General features: G+C 74.6%; 14 protein-coding genes. 8 read left to right on the top strand and 6 right to left on the bottom strand.

Annotation, left to right across the window (positions count from 1 at the left end):
- Nucleotides 1-223 precede the first annotated feature (223 nt).
- Genes AC4BGE_RS02165 through AC4BGE_RS02155 form a run of 3 tightly spaced genes read left to right on the top strand, consistent with a single transcriptional unit; the run spans nucleotide 224 to nucleotide 2,897 of the window.
- A complete protein-coding gene (locus AC4BGE_RS02165; protein WP_490569723.1) occupies nucleotides 224-967 on the top strand; it encodes a histidine phosphatase family protein in 744 nt (247 codons plus the stop codon).
- Nucleotides 927-1,832: an NAD(P)H-hydrate dehydratase gene (locus tag AC4BGE_RS02160; RefSeq protein WP_490574204.1), complete on the top strand. Its 906-nt coding sequence runs from the start codon at nucleotides 927-929 to the stop codon at nucleotides 1,830-1,832. Before AC4BGE_RS02165 ends, AC4BGE_RS02160 begins: the two co-directional genes overlap by 41 nt.
- 18 nt (nucleotides 1,833-1,850) lie before the next feature.
- A complete protein-coding gene (locus AC4BGE_RS02155) occupies nucleotides 1,851-2,897 on the top strand; it encodes a hypothetical protein (RefSeq protein WP_490574203.1) in 1,047 nt (348 codons plus the stop codon).
- Between the two features lie 34 nt (nucleotides 2,898-2,931).
- Here the strand turns inward: AC4BGE_RS02155 and AC4BGE_RS02150 are convergent, their stop codons facing one another.
- The 5 genes from AC4BGE_RS02150 to rlmC all read right to left on the bottom strand — a co-directional run bounded on the left by AC4BGE_RS02150 (nucleotide 2,932) and on the right by rlmC (nucleotide 7,166).
- On the bottom strand, nucleotides 2,932-4,236 hold the full coding sequence (locus AC4BGE_RS02150) for a uracil-xanthine permease family protein (protein ID WP_490569726.1): 1,305 nt from the start codon (nucleotides 4,234-4,236) through the stop codon (nucleotides 2,932-2,934).
- A 114-nt stretch (nucleotides 4,237-4,350) separates the two neighbouring features.
- Entirely contained in the window at nucleotides 4,351-4,953 is a 603-nt protein-coding gene (locus AC4BGE_RS02145) for a TetR family transcriptional regulator (protein WP_490574202.1), read from the bottom strand.
- Nucleotides 4,954-4,966: 13 nt separating this feature from the next.
- Nucleotides 4,967-5,629, bottom strand: coding sequence for an enoyl-CoA hydratase-related protein (locus AC4BGE_RS02140; protein ID WP_490574201.1), 663 nt, complete (start codon nucleotides 5,627-5,629; stop codon nucleotides 4,967-4,969).
- An 80-nt stretch (nucleotides 5,630-5,709) separates the two neighbouring features.
- Complete coding sequence (locus AC4BGE_RS02135) at nucleotides 5,710-6,024, bottom strand: MGMT family protein (protein WP_490574200.1); 315 nt, start codon at nucleotides 6,022-6,024, stop codon at nucleotides 5,710-5,712.
- Entirely contained in the window at nucleotides 6,021-7,166 is a 1,146-nt protein-coding gene (rlmC, locus tag AC4BGE_RS02130) for a 23S rRNA (uracil(747)-C(5))-methyltransferase RlmC (protein WP_490574199.1), read from the bottom strand. Before rlmC ends, AC4BGE_RS02135 begins: the two co-directional genes overlap by 4 nt.
- Before the next feature lie 122 nt (nucleotides 7,167-7,288).
- Here rlmC and AC4BGE_RS02125 point away from each other — a divergent pair, with 122 nt between their 5' ends.
- Complete coding sequence (locus AC4BGE_RS02125) at nucleotides 7,289-8,650, top strand: MFS transporter (RefSeq protein ID WP_490574198.1); 1,362 nt, start codon at nucleotides 7,289-7,291, stop codon at nucleotides 8,648-8,650.
- Here AC4BGE_RS02125 and AC4BGE_RS02120 read toward each other — a convergent pair.
- Entirely contained in the window at nucleotides 8,609-10,057 is a 1,449-nt protein-coding gene (locus tag AC4BGE_RS02120) for an aminopeptidase P family protein (RefSeq protein WP_490569732.1), read from the bottom strand. The two genes, AC4BGE_RS02125 and AC4BGE_RS02120, sit on opposite strands and share 42 nt — an antisense overlap.
- Nucleotides 10,058-10,105: 48 nt before the next feature.
- Here AC4BGE_RS02120 and AC4BGE_RS02115 point away from each other — a divergent pair, with 48 nt between their 5' ends.
- From AC4BGE_RS02115 to AC4BGE_RS02100, 4 genes are all read left to right on the top strand, one after another.
- A complete protein-coding gene (locus tag AC4BGE_RS02115; protein ID WP_490569733.1) occupies nucleotides 10,106-11,227 on the top strand; it encodes a PrsW family intramembrane metalloprotease in 1,122 nt (373 codons plus the stop codon).
- Nucleotides 11,224-13,005: a dynamin family protein gene (locus AC4BGE_RS02110; RefSeq protein ID WP_490574197.1), complete on the top strand. Its 1,782-nt coding sequence runs from the start codon at nucleotides 11,224-11,226 to the stop codon at nucleotides 13,003-13,005. The genes AC4BGE_RS02115 and AC4BGE_RS02110 overlap by 4 nt, the downstream gene beginning before the upstream one ends.
- A gap of 58 nt (nucleotides 13,006-13,063) precedes the next feature.
- Nucleotides 13,064-14,719: a GTPase gene (locus tag AC4BGE_RS02105; RefSeq protein WP_490574196.1), complete on the top strand. Its 1,656-nt coding sequence runs from the start codon at nucleotides 13,064-13,066 to the stop codon at nucleotides 14,717-14,719.
- A 156-nt stretch (nucleotides 14,720-14,875) separates the two neighbouring features.
- Nucleotides 14,876-15,355, top strand: coding sequence for a single-stranded DNA-binding protein (locus tag AC4BGE_RS02100; protein ID WP_490574195.1), 480 nt, complete (start codon nucleotides 14,876-14,878; stop codon nucleotides 15,353-15,355).
- Nucleotides 15,356-15,369 lie beyond the last annotated feature (14 nt).

Raw genomic sequence — 15,369 nt, 5'->3', positions numbered from 1 at the left:
GCGCGCTCGCGGGGTGGGCGTCGAGAGGTCAGCGACAGCGGGTGCCCTGGGCGCGGACGAGGTCGATGAACAGGCGCCGCGTCAGCAGCTCTCCCTCGACGTTCGTCCTGGTGCGCACGCAGGTGACAACCCGCCCGTGGCCGGCTCCATTCCCCGTCGTGCATCGCCCCGGGGACTCCGGGGTACTCGCGTGGCGACGACGGGAGGATCGATGCGACCACGGATGCCGGGCGGACCGGCGGAGCTGACCCTGGTCAGGCACGGGCACAGTGTCGGCAACCTCGCCGACCAGCAGGCGCGCGAGGCCGGGGCGGAGGTGCTCGACCTGGAGATGCGCGACGCCGACGTCGAGCTCTCCGACGACGGGTCGGCGCAGGCACGGGCCCTGGGCGACTGGCTGCGCGACCAGGCCTCCGACGGGCTGCCCACCGTCGCGATCAGCTCGCCCTACCGGCGGGCCGCCGAGACGGCACGGCTGACCCTGGACGGCACGGACATCGAGCTGGTCCTGGACGAGCGGCTGCGCGAGCGCGACCTGGGTCTCTTCGACGGGATGACCGGCAAGGGCATCCGGGCCAGGCACCCGGAGGAGACGGTGCGGCGCGACAGGCTGGGCAAGTTCTACTACCAGCCGCCCAGCGGGGAGAGCTGGGCGGACGTGGCGCTGCGGGTGCGCAGCCTCCTCCACGACCTGCGCGAGGGGTACGACGGCGCGCGCGTGTGGCTCTTCACCCACCAGGCGGTGATCATGACCTTCCGCTACGTGCTGGAGGGGATCTCCGAGCAGGACCTGCTCGAGATCGACCGCCGGGTGCAGATCCCGAACGCCTCGATGACCCGCTACCGCCGCGACGGCGACCTGCTGGAGCTGGTCGGCTTCGCCGACACCCGTGCCCTCGATGCCGCGCCCGGGGCCGACGTCACCCATGAGCCCTCGCAGGCGGGGCGCGGCGATGGGCGGGCCTGAGCCGCGGCTCCTCGCACCGGCGTTCCTGCGCGACCACCCGCTCCCCGCCCCCGGGGACGACAAGCACGCCCGAGGCCAGGTCCTGGTGGTCGGCGGGAGCGCGGCCACCCCCGGCGCCGTGCTGCTGGCCGGGGAGGCCGCGCTGCGGGCCGGGGCGGGCAAGCTCCAGATCGGCACCGTCGCGAGTACTGCGGCGGCGCTGGCGGTCGCGGTGCCGGAGGGCGCCGTGCGGGCCCTGGCGGAGCTCGACGGCGAGATCTCAGCCGTCGCGGCCGCCGCGATCGCCGACCTGGCCGGGGGCTGCGACGCGGTGCTGCTGGGCACCGGGGCATGTGAGGTGGAGGCTGCCGCCTCCCTGCTCGCCTCGCTGGTGCCAAGGCTGCGGGGGCCGGTCGTGCTCGACGCGCTGGGCTCTGCCTTCCTGACCCGCACGCCCGAGGGGCTCCACCACCTCCAGCGGCGGGCGGTGCTCACGGTGAACCCCACGGAGCTGGCCCGCACCGTCGGCGGCGACGAGGAGGAGGTCGCCGCCGACCCGGTCCCGGCCGCGTGCCAGGTCGCCCGGGACTCCCAGGTGGTGGTGCTCTGCGGCGGCACCGACAAGCACGTGGTCACTCCCGATCTCGAGGTGTGGGTGGTCCCGGGGGGCGGCCCGGGGCTGGGTGTCTCCGGTTCCGGCGACGTCCAGGCGGGCCTCGTCTGCGGGCTCCTGGCCCGGGGCGCCGAGCCGTGGCTGGCGGCCTTGTGGGGGGCACACCTGCACGCCAGGGCGGGCGAACGCCTCGCGCGGGCCCAGGGAGCCGTAGGCTTCCTCGCGCGAGAGCTGCCGCGGGAGGTGCCGGCGCTCCTGGAGGAGCTGGCCTGAGCGGCCGGAGGGGGCAGGATGGACGAGCCGGACGCCACGGTCGACTGGCCTCTGGTGTGGAGCCAGGTGGCCACGACGCTCGGCGGCCATCTGGGCGCGGGGCGCGGCCACCTGGTCACCCGGGACACGGTCCGGCTGGCCACCGTGCTGGCCCTCCAGGCAGTCGGGGTCGCGCCCTCCAGGATGGCGCTCGACCTGCCCGTCGCCGGCGCCGACGGATGGAGCGGCCCGATCGCCGACCTCCTGGTCGACGGTCCCGGCGGCACGGTGGTCGACCTGAGGCTCCCCTGGGACGCCGAGGGGCAGGACAGCCACGCGATGGGGGTGCTGGTGCGCGACCTCCTCCGGATCGGGGCGGTGCCGGCCCGCCGCAGGTGGGTCGTGCAGGTGCTGGCCAGCGAGCGGATGCGTCACCTGGAGAGCGTGGCCACCCGTCGGGGCCTCGTCTGGCCCGGGCGGGCCGGGGTGCGCTCCCTGCTGGACCGCGCCGCCCTGGACGACCTGCCCCCGGGCGCCGCCAGGGTCCTGGCCGACGGGCGCTGGCAGCTGCCGCTGGTGGTGGCCTGTGCGGGAGCCTGGCCCGTCGTCCACGGGCTCGCCCTCTACGTCTTCGACGTCTCGACGTCCCTGGCCGCCGAGATGCGGTCCACGACCGGTCGCCCCCGGCCCGAGCCGGCCGCGGCGCCGACGCCGGGACCCGCCCACACCCTGCGGGCGCCCCACCAGCCGTTGGCGGCGCCGCCGGGGCCCGCCCGCGTCGTGCGGGTGCCCGAGCAGCCGCTGGCGCCGCCGCCGGTGGCCGCCGCGCCGTCCCCGCAGGGCACTGCCAGGGCGGAGGTGCTGGCGGCGGTGCGGTCACTGGTGGAGCGCACCGGTCGCGACCTCGTGCACGTCGACGACGTCCTCGCCGAGGTGCGGCGGCGCGGCAGCCGGTTCGCCGACGCCACCGTCGTCACCATGCTGACCCGGCACATGTGCGTGGAGGTGCAGGGGCGCGGCGTGGCCTCCTACGACGACGTGGAGCAGGCGGGGCCGGACCGGTACCGGTTGCGACCGGGCCGCTGAGCGAGCGGTCCGAGGAGACCGCTACGGCCGCGGCTCAGACGTAGCGGCGGTCGTCGGGCTCGTCGGGGTTCTCGGTGCCGTCGTCCACCCGCCCCCCGCGCAGCCGCTCCAGGGCGGCCATCAGGTGGTAGAGCACGACGGCCGCCACGGTGCCGAGGGCGATGCCGGTGAAGGTCATCTCACCCGCGTTGAGGGTGAGGTCCCCGATGCCGATGATCAGCGCGGCAGCGGCCGGGTACTGGTTGACCGCCCGGCCGAAGTCGACCTGGTTGTCGATCCAGATCTTGACGCCGATCAGGCCGATCAGCCCGTACAGCGCCACGGTCACGCCGCCGAGCACCCCGTCGGGGATGGTCTTGAGCAGCTGCCCGAACTTCGGCGAGAGGCTGAGCGCGATGGCCGCGATGCCGGCCACCCAGTAGGCGGCGGTCGAGAAGATCCGGGTCGCGGTCATCACCCCGATGTTCTCGCCGTACGTCGTCGTCGCGGAGCCGCCGCCGGCACCTGCCAGGGCGGTGGCGAGGCCGTCGGCCAGCAGGGCGTTCCCGGTCCGGTCGTTGATGCTGTCGTCCCCGACCAGGTGGGCGACGCTCTTGACGTGGCCGACGTTCTCGGCGACCAGCACCAGCACCACCGGCAGGAACATCGGCACCACCGACCAGGTCACGTCGGGGGTGGTCAGCTCGGGCAGGCCGAACAGCTTGGCCTCGCGGACCAGGGTGAAGTCGATCTGGCCGGTCGCGGCGGCCGCGGCGTACCCGACCACCACGCCGATCAGGATCGAGAGGCGGGCGACCATGCCGCGGAAGAGCACCGCGACGACCACGATCGTGGCCAGCGTCAGGGTGGCGATCCACGGGGCCTGCTGGAAGTTCCCGGTCGCGACTCCGCCCAGGTTGAAGCCGATGAGGGCGATGATGGCGCCCGTGACCACCGGCGGCATGAGGACGTCGATCCACCGGGTCCCGGTCAGGTTGACCACCACGCCGACGGCGGCCAGGAGCAGGCCGGTGGCCATCACGCCGAAGAGCGCGGCGCCCATGCCTCCCTCGGTCATCGAGGCCTGGATCGGCGCGATGAACGCGAACGAGGAGCCCAGGTAGCTCGGCACCCGGTTGCGCGTCAGCAGGAGGAAGAGCAGCGTGCCGATCCCCGAGAAGAGCAGGGTGGTGCTGGGCGGGAAGCCGGTGAGCAGCGGGACCAGGAAGGTGGCCCCGAACATCGCCACCACGTGCTGGGCGCCGAATCCGATGGTCCGCGGCCACGTGAGCCGCTCGCCGGGCCGGACGATGGCGTCCGGTGCGACGGTGCGACCGTCGCCGTGCAGGGTCCAAGCCATGGTCTCTCCTGGGGTTCTCGTGCTGGTGCCGGACCGGACGGCCGCCCCCACGACCGAGCGGGACTCTACCGAGGCTAGGCCCTGCCGAGGTGGTCGGGACCGCACGGGGTTGGCTCAGGGCGGCGGGGCCGAGACGACTCCCCGGACCGCGCGCTCCAGGACGACCCGGCCCAGCGGGTCCGCCACCCTGCGCGGCTCCAGGAGCAGGGCGGACGGGAGCTCGACGAGGCAGTAGCCGACGGTGGTCCGGGCGGAGCGGTCCGTCCGCTCCCAGAGCCGCTCGGCGAGCTCGCGGACCAGCGCGTCGAGGTCGCGCCGCAGCGTGGTGAGCTCCTCGACCTGCTCGGGGGAGAGGCTCCCGTCGAGCAGGTCACCGGGGCGCACGGAGAGCAGGAGGCGGGTGCCGTCCTGGTCGTGCGTGGCGTAGTCGGCCGGCGCGCAGGCCGCCGCGACGACCGCCTCGACCGCCGTGCCCCCCTCGGCGACCACCTTCGCGACCGCCGCTCGCTGATGGATCAGGAAACGGCGTCCCTCCCGGGCCCAGGTGCTGGCGAGCAGGCCGTCGCGTGAGCCGAACGCGTGGTAGATCGCGCCGTTGCTCACCCCCGAGGCGGCGCTCAGCCTGCGGATGCTGACGGCGTCCCGGCCCTTGCGGGTCCACAGCGCGCGGGCATGGTCGAGGAGGGTGTCCAGGTCGTGCTCGCGCCGGCGCCCCATCGCCGCCGCCCGCCTAGGCCTGCGGGCGGGCGAGCACCTCGACGACGTGGGAGTACATCGTCGCCTTGATCGCCCCCAGCGTCGCGCGGTCCTTGCCGGCCCGGTCGCGGACCAGGTCGGCGGCGGCACCGGCGAGCGACTGCAGGTCGGTGGCCGCGTCCACCAGCCCGGTGCTCGCCGCCTCGGGGCCGCCGAAGCGGCGTCCGGTCAGCATCGAGGCCACCGCGGCCTGCGGGGTCACCTTGGCGGTGATCAGGGCGGACATCCCGGCGGTGAAGGGGATGTGGATGTCGACCTCGGGGAAGCAGAAGAAGCCCCGGTCGGCGCGCATCACCCGGTGGTCGTGGGCCATCGCCAGCATCGCGCCGCCCCCGAACGCATGGCCGTTGATCGCCGCCACCGTCGGCACCGGCAGGGTGAGGACCTGGGAGAAGAGCGCGTGGATGCTGTCCACGTAGCTGCCCAGCTGCTCGGGGTGGGCACCCAGCCACTCCAGGTCGAGACCGTTGGAGAAGAACTTGCCGGAGCCGATGGTGACCAGCGCGGCCGGCTCGGTGGACCGGGCGACCTCGTCGAGGAGACCGGAGGTGGCGGCGAGCCACTCGGGGGAGAAGCGGTTCTCGTCGTCGCCGAGGTCGAGGGTCCAGACGGGGCCGTCGGTGGTCAGGGTGGGCATGTGCGATCTCCTCGGGTTCGTGGGGGCGAGGAGAAGATAGCAGAGCGAGTGCTCTGGAAAGAGGTGGTCCCGGACGGGGGTCACTCTGCGCCGTGCCACCACATGGCGACCTCGAGGTCGACCCGCTCCGGGGTGCGGGTGGCCACCCCCTCGGCGCGCAGCAGCTCCCACGCCGCCCCGTCGTGGCACTCGGCGGGCCGTCCGTCGGCGCGCACCACCCGCCACCACGGGACGCCGCCGCCGTGCAGCGCCATCACCCGTCCCACCAGCCGTGGACCGCCCCGGCCCACGGCGTCGGCGAGCGCCCCGTAGGTGACGACCCGCCCCGGCGGCACCTGCTCGACCAGGCTGAGCACCGCCTCGACGTACTCCTCGTCCAGCACTCGCCGGGTCATCGTGCGGGCCTCCTGGCCAGCAGCACCAGCACCTCGTAGTGCGAGGTGTGCGGGAACATGTCGAGCAGCTGGGCCCGCACCGGGACCAGCGAGGGCATCGCCGCCAGGTCGCGCGCCAACGACTCCGCGTGACAGCTGGAGTAGACGACGTGCGGCACCGTCGAGCCCTCCAGCCAGCCGGCGAGGGCCGGTCCGATGCCACGCCGGGGCGGGTTGAGGACCACCAGGTCGGGGGAGTGGTCGGCGGCGAGCACGTGGGCGGTGGCGTCGCCGGCCTCGAAGGTGACCTCGCCCAGGCCGGCGTCCCGGCTCGTACGCCGGGCGCTGGCCACCGCCTCGGCGCTGACCTCGACACCGAGCACCCGCCGTCCGGGGCCGGCGAGGTGGAGGGCGAAGCCGCCGACGCCGCAGTACAGGTCCCAGATCTCCACCGGCGCCGGGACGATCTCGGCGACCCAGTCGGTCGCCTGGCGGTAGAGCGCCGTGGCCACCTCGGTGTTGGTCTGGAAGAAGCTCTGCGGCCTCAGGTGGAGCGTCAGGTGGCCGACCCGCATGCCCAGGGTCTCCCCGTGCAGCACGAGCTCGCGCTCGCCCTCGAGCACGGCCTTGTGCGCGGGCTGCAGGTTGACCGAGACGACGCGCACGCCGGGCAGCGCCGCGAGCAGCGCCGGGAGGTGCTTGCGGATGCGGGCCACCGGCTCCTGCGAGCGCAGCACGAACCGCACCATCAGCTCGCCGTCGGGGGACTCGGTGACCAGCAGGTGCTTGAGCTCCCCGCGCCGCCGGGCCACGTCGTAGGGCTCGATCGCGGCGAGGGTGACGAAGTCGGCCAGCGCCGGAAGCGCCGCCTGCAGCCCGGGGGTGTGCAGCGGACAGTCGCGCAGGTCGACGCCGCGCCGGTCCTCGTCCAGGATGCCCAGGGTGGGGGCCGCGACGCTGCCCGCCACCACCATCTTCGCCTTGTTGCGGAACCCGGCCTCCCGGCCCGCCACCGGGGGCAGCCACGCGATCGGTTCGCTCGCGCCGAAGGGGTCCAGCAGCTCGCGCAGGTGCCTGGCCTTGGCCGCCAGCTGGTCGGGTCGGGACACCTCCAGCCAGGAGCAGGAGCGACACCGCCGGGCGTCGTAGTGGGCACAGTCCATGACGTCGGCGAATCTACCTCGCCGGGCCTCTCGGCTACGATGTGCGGCGCAGAGGGTTCTGCGCGTTCTTGGAGGTGGGTACGGCGCGCGTCGTCAGCGCCTACCCGAAAGTCTCCACCCCCTTGTCTCCGCTCGCTTCCTACCGGCGGCTCCTCGAGCTGGCCGGTCCGGCCTACGTGGCCGTCGCCTTCCTCGGCCGGCTGCCGCTCTCCATGAGCCAGCTCGGCACCCTGCTCCTGGTCTCCTCCGCCACCGACAGCTATGCCGCCGGTGGGCTCGCCGCCGGTGTCCTGGCCGTGGCCAACGCCGTCGGGGCCCCGCTCGCGGGTGCCCTGTCCGACCGGTTCGGCCAGCGCCCGGTGGTGCTGGGCCAGTCCCTGGCCGGTGCCGGGGCGCTGGCCGCCCTGGTCCTGGCCGGCGAGCAGGGGGCCGGCGGCACCACGCTGATCGCCGCGGCCGGACTGGCCGGGCTGCTGATCCCGCAGGTCGGTCCGCTCTCCCGGGCGCGCTGGCGGCCGATGATCGGGTCGAGTGACCCGCACCGGGAGCGGCTGCTCAACACCGCGTTCTCCTACGACGGCTCCGCGGACGAGGCCTCCTTCGTGCTCGGCCCGGCGCTGGTCGGGCTCCTGGTCGCCGTCGCCTCGCCCACCGCCGCGATGGCGACCGGGGCGGTCGGACTGCTCGTCTTCGGCACCGCCTTCGCCCTGCACCCGACGGCCCGGCCCCGTCCGGCCGTCGAGACGGTGACGCTGCAGGAGTCGGCGCCCGGGGCCGGTCGACCGACCGAGGAGGGGACGGACGCCGCGGAGGTCGTCCGACCGGCCCGCGTGCTCACCCCGGTCTTCGTCGCCCTGCTGGTGGCCCTGCTCTGCGTGGGGGCGCTGTTCGGGGCGACCCAGACCGGGTCCACGGTGCTGGCCGACGCCTCCGGCCGCTCCGGCCTGGTCGGCCTGGTCCACGCCGCGCTCGGCATCGGCAGCGTGATCGCCGGGCTCGGCACGGCGCTGCTCCCCGCCTCCTTCGCCCAGGAACGGCGGATGGTGCTCTGCGCGGTGTTCCTGCTGGTCGGCGCGGTCCCGCTGCTCGCCGTCGGCTCGCTGGGCACGCTGACCCTGGTGGTCCTGGCGCTCGGCTTCGGCGTCGCGCCCTTCATGATCAGCGCGTTCACCCTGGGCGAGCGCACCCTGCCGCCTGGACGCTTCTCCCTGGGCCTGAGCCTGCTGGGTAGTGCCGTCAACGTCGGGTACGCCGTGGGCGCGGGCGTCGCGGGGCGGCTCGCCGACCACGTGGGCCCGGAACGGGGCCACACGGCGGCCTTCGCGGTGACGGTCTCCGCGATGGCGGTCGCGGTGCTGATCTCGCTCGGCCTGCTCCGGCGGCTCCGGCGGCTGGAGGGGCCAGGCGGTGGTGGAGCCGGGGGCGGCGGGGCGCCCGCCGCCTCAGCCCCGGAGCCGGCCCATCCACTCCTCGACGTCGTGTGAGCTGCGCGGGAGCGCCGCGGAGAGGTTGCGGCTGCCCTCGGCGGTGACCAGGATGTCGTCCTCGATCCGGATGCCGATGCCGCGCAGCTCCTCGGGGACCAGCAGGTCGTCGTCCTGGAAGTACAGGCCGGGCTCCACCGTCAGCACCATCCCCTCGGCGAGCTCGGCCTTGGTGTAGGCCTCCGGGGCGGCCCGCCCGCAGTCGTGCACGTCCATGCCGAGCATGTGCGAGGTGCCGTGCAGGGTCCAGCGGGCGTAGACCTTGGACGACGGGTCGAGGGCCTCCTCCGCGCTGACCGGCAGCAGGCCGAGGTCGGCCAGCCCGTGGGCGAGCACCTCCATCGCGGCCTCGTGCGCGGCCAGGAACGCGGCGCCGGGGCGGACGGCCTCGATGCCGCGCTGCTGGGCGGCGAGCACCAGCTCGTAGAGGTCACGCTGCAGGTCGGTGAAGGTGCCCGAAACCGGGAGGGTCCTGGTGACGTCCGCGGTGTAGAGGTTGCGGTTCTCCACGCCCATGTCCAGCAGGACCAGCTCGCCGGGGACGATCGGGCCGGTGTTGTCGATCCAGTGCAGCGTCGTGGCGTGGGAGCCGCCCCCGACGATCGAGTCGTAGCCGATGTCGTTGCCCATCGCCCGGGCCCGGCGGAAGAAGGTGCCCTCGATCCAGCGCTCGCCGTGCTCGAGCACCCGGTCCCACTCGCGCACCGAGTCCTCGAAGCCCAAGGTGGTGATGTCGCAGGCCTCCTGGAGCTGGGCGACCTCCCACTCCTCCTTGACCAGGCGCATCTCGGAGACGACGCGGGCCAGGTCGGCGTCGGTGGTCGCGTCGCCCGGCACCAGCGCGTCGACCTCGGCGCTGATCCCCCGGTGGACCCGGGTCTTGGGGCCCCGCGCGAGGGCGTCGGGGAGCTCGTCGGCGTGGCGCACCTCGAGGTCCAGGGAGTCCGCCATCTCGCCCAGCGAGGGGCGGCGGCCGGCCCACAGGGCGCCGTACTGCCGGTCGCGGAAGAACTCGTCGGTCTCCCGCGAGGAGCGGGGCCGGGCGTAGAGCACGGCCTCGCCGTCGTGGACGACCAGGACGGCATCGGTGGTCTGGTTCCCGGAGAAGTAGGTGTGGGCGGTGTCGGGCCGGAAGCGGTAGTCGGTGTCGTTGGAGCGCACCTTGAAGGTGCCGGCCGGCAGCACCAGCCGCTCGCCGGGGAACGCCTCCGCGAGCCGGGCGCGCCGGGTCGCCGCGAGCGGGGCCACGGGGTGCCGGTCGACCCGCTGCTCGTGGTCGGCCCACCCGGTTCGCATGAAGGCGGCGTAGGCGTCGGGCACGGCCGGGTCGTGGGACTGGGTGCCCGGCGCCGCCTCGGGGTCGGTCCGTGGGGGAGTGGTCGACTCGCTGCTCGGCTGCTCGCTCACGACGATCACTGTACGCCGCGCCCGGTTCGTCCCGTTAGGCTGCGGCCCATGTCTTCCCATGGTCGCGGCAGCGTCGCGTTCACCCTCGTGGTGACGCTGTTGGCGCTGGTGGGAGCGGCCGCGATGCTGCTGGTCATCGCCCTCTCCGGAGCGCCGTCCACCCTGGCCCTGGCCACCCTGCTGGCGGTGCTGCCGGTGGGCCCGCTGCTGGCCTGCTTCCTGTGGCTCGACCGCTACGAGCCCGAGCCCCGGCGGCTGCTGGCCGCCGGTCTGGCGTGGGGGGCGTTCGTGGCCACCGCCGGCGCCATCCTGCTCCAGGGGCTCGGCGGCTTCTTCGGCGGCTTCGACGACGCGCAGATGCTCGCCGGGGTCGCCCCGGTCACCGAGGAGGCCACCAAGGGCCTCTTCCTCCTGCTGCTGCTGTGGTGGCGCCGCGGCGAGCTCGACGGCGTCCTGGACGGCATCGTCTACGCCGGGATGGTCGGCGTGGGCTTCGCCTTCGTCGAGAACATCCTCTATCTGGCCGCCGCCTACGACGGCACCGACGCGATGGGCCCCGGCGGCACCGAGGCGCTGACGGTGGTCTTCGTGCTGCGGTGCCTGATCAGCCCCTTCGCCCACCCGCTCTTCACCGCCTTCATCGGCATCGGCGTCGGGGTGGCGGTCTCGAGCCGCAGCGCGGCCGTCCGTGTGCTCGCCCCGTTCGCGGGGTACGTGCTGGCCGTGCTCTCCCATGGTCTGTGGAACGCCTCCAGCCTCACGGGGACCGGGGGCTTCCTGGCCGTCTACGTGACCACGATGGCCCCGGCCTTCGTCGCCGTCGTCTGCTTCGCGGTCTGGCTGCGCCGCTCCGAGCGCCGGATGCTGGCCCGCTCGCTGGAGGACGCCGCCCGGATCGGCCTGCTCCCGGCCTCCGACATCGACTGGATCGTCGACCTCGGGGCCCGCCGGGCCAGCCGCCGGCACGCCAGTCGGATGGGCGGTGAGGAGGCCGAGCAGGCCATGCGCGACTATCAGCAGGCCGCGATCGAGCTGGGCTTCCTGCACCACCGCTACCTGCGAGGTACGCCTCCGCCCGGTTACGCGGCCAGAGGGCAGGTCTTCGTCCGTCGACTGAACGCCGCCCGTCCCTACGTCTCCTTCCCCGGACAGGTGGTCCCCACACGATGAGCGACTCCCAGACCCACGGCGGCTCCCCGGTCGGCGAACCGTCGCCGGACGCGACCCAGATGCTCACCGCGCTGGTCCAGCTGCGCGGTGCCCTCCAGGGCGCCGCGCTGCCCTTGGAGGTGCCCGACGTGGAGGCGCACCGCGCCGCCCGCGCCGACATGATCGCCCAGCTCGAGGACTACGTGATCCCGCGGCTGATGACCATCGAGGCACCGATGCTGGCCGTGGTGGGGGGCTCCACCGGGGCCGGGAAGTCCACCCTGGTCAACTCGCTGGTCGGGCGCCGGGTCACCCAGCCCGGGGTGCTGCGGCCCACGACGAGGTCGCCGGTGCTGGTGCACCACCCCGACGACGCGCACTGGTTCGGGCAGGACCGGCTGCTGCCCGAGCTCGAGCGGGTGACGACCTCGACCAACGACCCCTCGGCACTGCAGCTGGTGCCGTCGGAGACGGTCCCGGCCGGGCTGGCGGTGCTCGACGCCCCCGACATCGACTCGGTGGAGGAGGCCAACCGGACGCTCGCGGCCCAGCTCCTCGCCGCCGCCGACCTGTGGCTCTTCGTCACCTCGGCCGCCCGCTACGCCGACCAGGTGCCGTGGCAGTTCCTGCGCGAGGCCGCGGAGCGCTCCGCCGCGGTCGCCATCGTGCTCGACCGCACCCCGCCGGAGGCGGTGGAGACGGTGGCCAGCCACCTGGCCCGGATGCTGGCCAGCCGGGGGCTCAAGGACTCCCCGCTCTTCACCGTCCACGAGGGCCCGGTCGACGACGAGGGGCTGCTGCCCCCCGAGTCCGTCGCGGAGATCCGGGCCTGGCTGGAGTCGCTGGCCGCCGACGCGGAGGCGCGGGCGGGCGTGGTGCGCCAGACCCTGGAGGGCGCCATCCGCACCGTCGCACGGCGTACCCACCTGGTCGCCGACGCCGAGACCCTGCAGGTCAACGCCATGACCAGGCTCCGTGAGGACGCCGAGAAGGCCTATGCCGCCAGCCTGACCGCCGTCAAGGAGGCCTCGGCCGACGGCACCCTGCTGCGCGGCGAGGTGCTCGCGCGGTGGCAGGAGTTCGTGGGGACCGGTGAGCTGCTGCGCACCCTGGAGACCCGGGTCGGGTGGCTGCGGGACCGGCTGGTCAACGCGATCAAGGGCAAGCCCCAGCAGGCGGAGCGGGTCCAGGTGGCGGTGGAGTCGGGCCTGGAGACGCTGCTGACCGAGCACGCCGAGGCGGCCGCCGAGCGGGCGGAGGCCTCCTGGCAGTCGCTGGCCTCGGGCCAGGCGCTGCTGCGCGAGGCCGACCAGGACCTGGGTCGCGCCTCGCGCGACTTCCGCCGCCGGGCGGAGCGGGCGGTGCGGGACTGGCAGGGCGGCGTGCTGGAGATGGTCCGGCAGGAGGGCGCCGACAAGCGGACGACCGCGCGCTTCCTCGCCTACGGCGTCAACGGCCTCTCCGTGGCGCTCATGGTCGTCGTCTTCGCCCACACCGGCGGGGCGCTGGTGGGCGCCGAGGCCGGGATCGCCGGGGGCGGTGCGGTGCTCGGCCAGAAGTTGCTGGAGGCGGTCTTCGGGGACCAGGCGGTCAGGTCCCTGGCCGAGCGCGCCCGCAAGGACCTGGAGCGCCGGGTGGAGGAGATGTACGCCGGGGAGCGGGCCCGCTACACCGACCTGCTCGACTCGCTCGGGCTCAGCACCAGCTCGCCGGAGACGTTGCGCCAGGCCGCGCGGCGCGTGGACGACCTGCGCTTCGCCCGCTCCTCGAAGCCTGAGGCCAGTGCCGGGACGGCGTGAGCACCGGTGCGGAGGTTAGTGTGAGGGCCTTCAACCGACCATCTGCGCAGAGGACACCATGACGTCTCTTCTCGAGGGCGCCAAGAAGCTGGTGACCCGCGGCTCCGACATCGGCACGAGGGTCGAAGGACTCTCGCGGGCCGTGGAGGCGAGCCTAGGGCGCCTGGACGACGACGTGGTCGAGGCGGCGGGCTCCGCCGCCGACCGGGCCGCGCGCCGGCTCCGCCTCTCCGCCGACCACACCGTGGTGGCGCTCGCGGGCGCCACCGGGTCCGGCAAGTCCTCCACCTTCAACGCGCTGACCGGCCTGGAGCTGAGCGCGGTCGGCGTGCGCCGGCCCACCACCTCCTGGGCGACGGCCTGCGTGTGGGGCTCCGAGGGCGCCTCGGAGCTGCTGGAGTTCCTCGGCATCCCCGAGCGCCACCAGGTGGTCCGGGACAACCTGCTCTCCCAGGGCCGCGAGGACAGCGCCATGCAGGGCGTCGTGCTGCTCGACCTGCCCGACCACGACTCCACCGAGGTCAGCCACCACCTCGAGGTCGACCGGCTGGTGGCGCTCGCCGACATGCTCATCTGGGTCCTGGACCCGCAGAAGTACGCCGACGCGGCCGTCCACGAGCGCTACCTCGCCCCGCTGGCCGGTCACCAGGACGTCATGCTCGTGGTGCTCAACCAGATCGACCGGGTCCCCGAGGAACGGCGCGAGGCGATGCTGGGCGACGTCCGCCGGCTGCTGGCCGCCGACGGCCTCACCGGCGTCCCGGTGCTGGGCGTCAGCGCCCGCGAAGACGTGGGGATGGCCGAGCTCCGGGAGGAGATCGCCCGCCGGGTGGCCAGCAAGAAGGTCGCCAAGCAGCGCCTCGAGGCCGACGTCCGGGCCGCGGCGCTGCGGATGCGCACGGTGACCGGCGAGGCCCCCGTCCCCGAGGTCTCCCGGACCCGGCTGGAGGCCCTCGAGGACTCCTTCGCCGAGGCCGCGGGCGTGCCGACCGTCGTCCGGGCGGTGGAGGCGTCGACCCGGGTGCGCGCCAACCGCGCCACCGGCTGGCCCGCGACGGCCTGGCTGAGCCGCTTCCGCCCCGACCCCCTCAAGCGGCTCCACCTCGACCTCGGCTCCGTGGGCAAGGAGCTGAGCGGCACCCCGCGCAGCTCGGTCCCCGAGCCCACCCAGGTGCAGCGGGCCCGGGTCGACACCGAGGTGCGCGCCCTGGTCGACGAGGTCACCGAGGACCTCCAGCCGGCGTGGGCGCACGCGGTGCGCCGCGCCTCGGTCTCGCGCCTGCCCGACCTGGGCGACCGTCTCGACCAGGCGCTGTCGGGCACCGACCTCGGCGCGGACCGGCTCCCGGTCTGGGCCGGCATGGTCCGGGTCCTGCAGTGGATCCTCATCGTGGCCGCGGTGGTCGGGGCCGCCTGGCTCGGCCTGCTCGCGCTCGCCAGCTATGCCCGGGTGCCCGAGCCTCCGACGCCGCAGTGGCAGGGCTGGCCGCTGCCCACGCTGCTTCTCCTCGGCGGACTGGGGCTGGGCCTGCTGTTGGCCCTGCTCTGCCGCCTCCTGGTGGCCGGCACGGCGCGCCGCCGGGCCAGGGTCGCCGACCAGCGCCTGCGCCGGGCGATCGGCGATGCCTCCGACGACCTGGTCCTGGCTCCGGTCAAGGCCGAGCTCGAGGCCTACCGACAGACGGTCGAGGGGCTCGAGACGGCCCTGCGCTGACTCCCTCGCCGATCCCCGGGCCGCTGCCCCTCCACAGCCCGGTTCGGCGGGCTCGTGCTCCACAGGGACTCCCGCCGCGCCCGCCGCTCCCCGGCGGGCGCGGCCAGCCTCGTCCTGGGCACGGTGCCCTCGACGACGACGGCGAGGAGGAGTCAGATGAACGACAGCACGATCACCTTCAGCGGCTGGGTGGGCTCGGAGGTGACGCTGAGCGAGGTCGGCCACGGCGTCCGCGTCGCGACCTTCCGGGTCGGCAGCACTCCGAGGCGGTTCCGCGGCGGGGTGTGGGAGGACGGGGAGACCATCTGGTACGCGGTGAAGGCCTGGCGGGCCCTGGCCGACAACGTCGCCGCCTCGGTGCGCACCGGTGACCCGGTGGTGGTCTCCGGCAAGCTGGTCGCCGAGGTGTGGAAGCGCGAGGACGGCACCGTCTCCTCCCGCTACGTCGTGGTCGCGGCCTCGGTCGGCCACGACCTCACCCGCGGGACCAGCACGTTCGCGCGAAGCGCGCGCGGCCCGTCGGCGGCTCCGTCCTCGGACGGCGCCGACCCCGAGCCGCCCCCCGCCGAGGAGCAGGCGGGGGCGCAGCCGGACGGCGAGGACCGGGCGGCCGCCGGCCGGGAGCCCGCGGCCTGACGGGCCGGCCGCGG

The sequence above is a fragment of the Nocardioides sp. Z50_6 genome, from assembly GCF_058215755.1.
The sequence above is the reverse complement of the archived record's forward strand: the minus strand, read 5'-3'. Positions and strand labels throughout refer to the sequence as shown.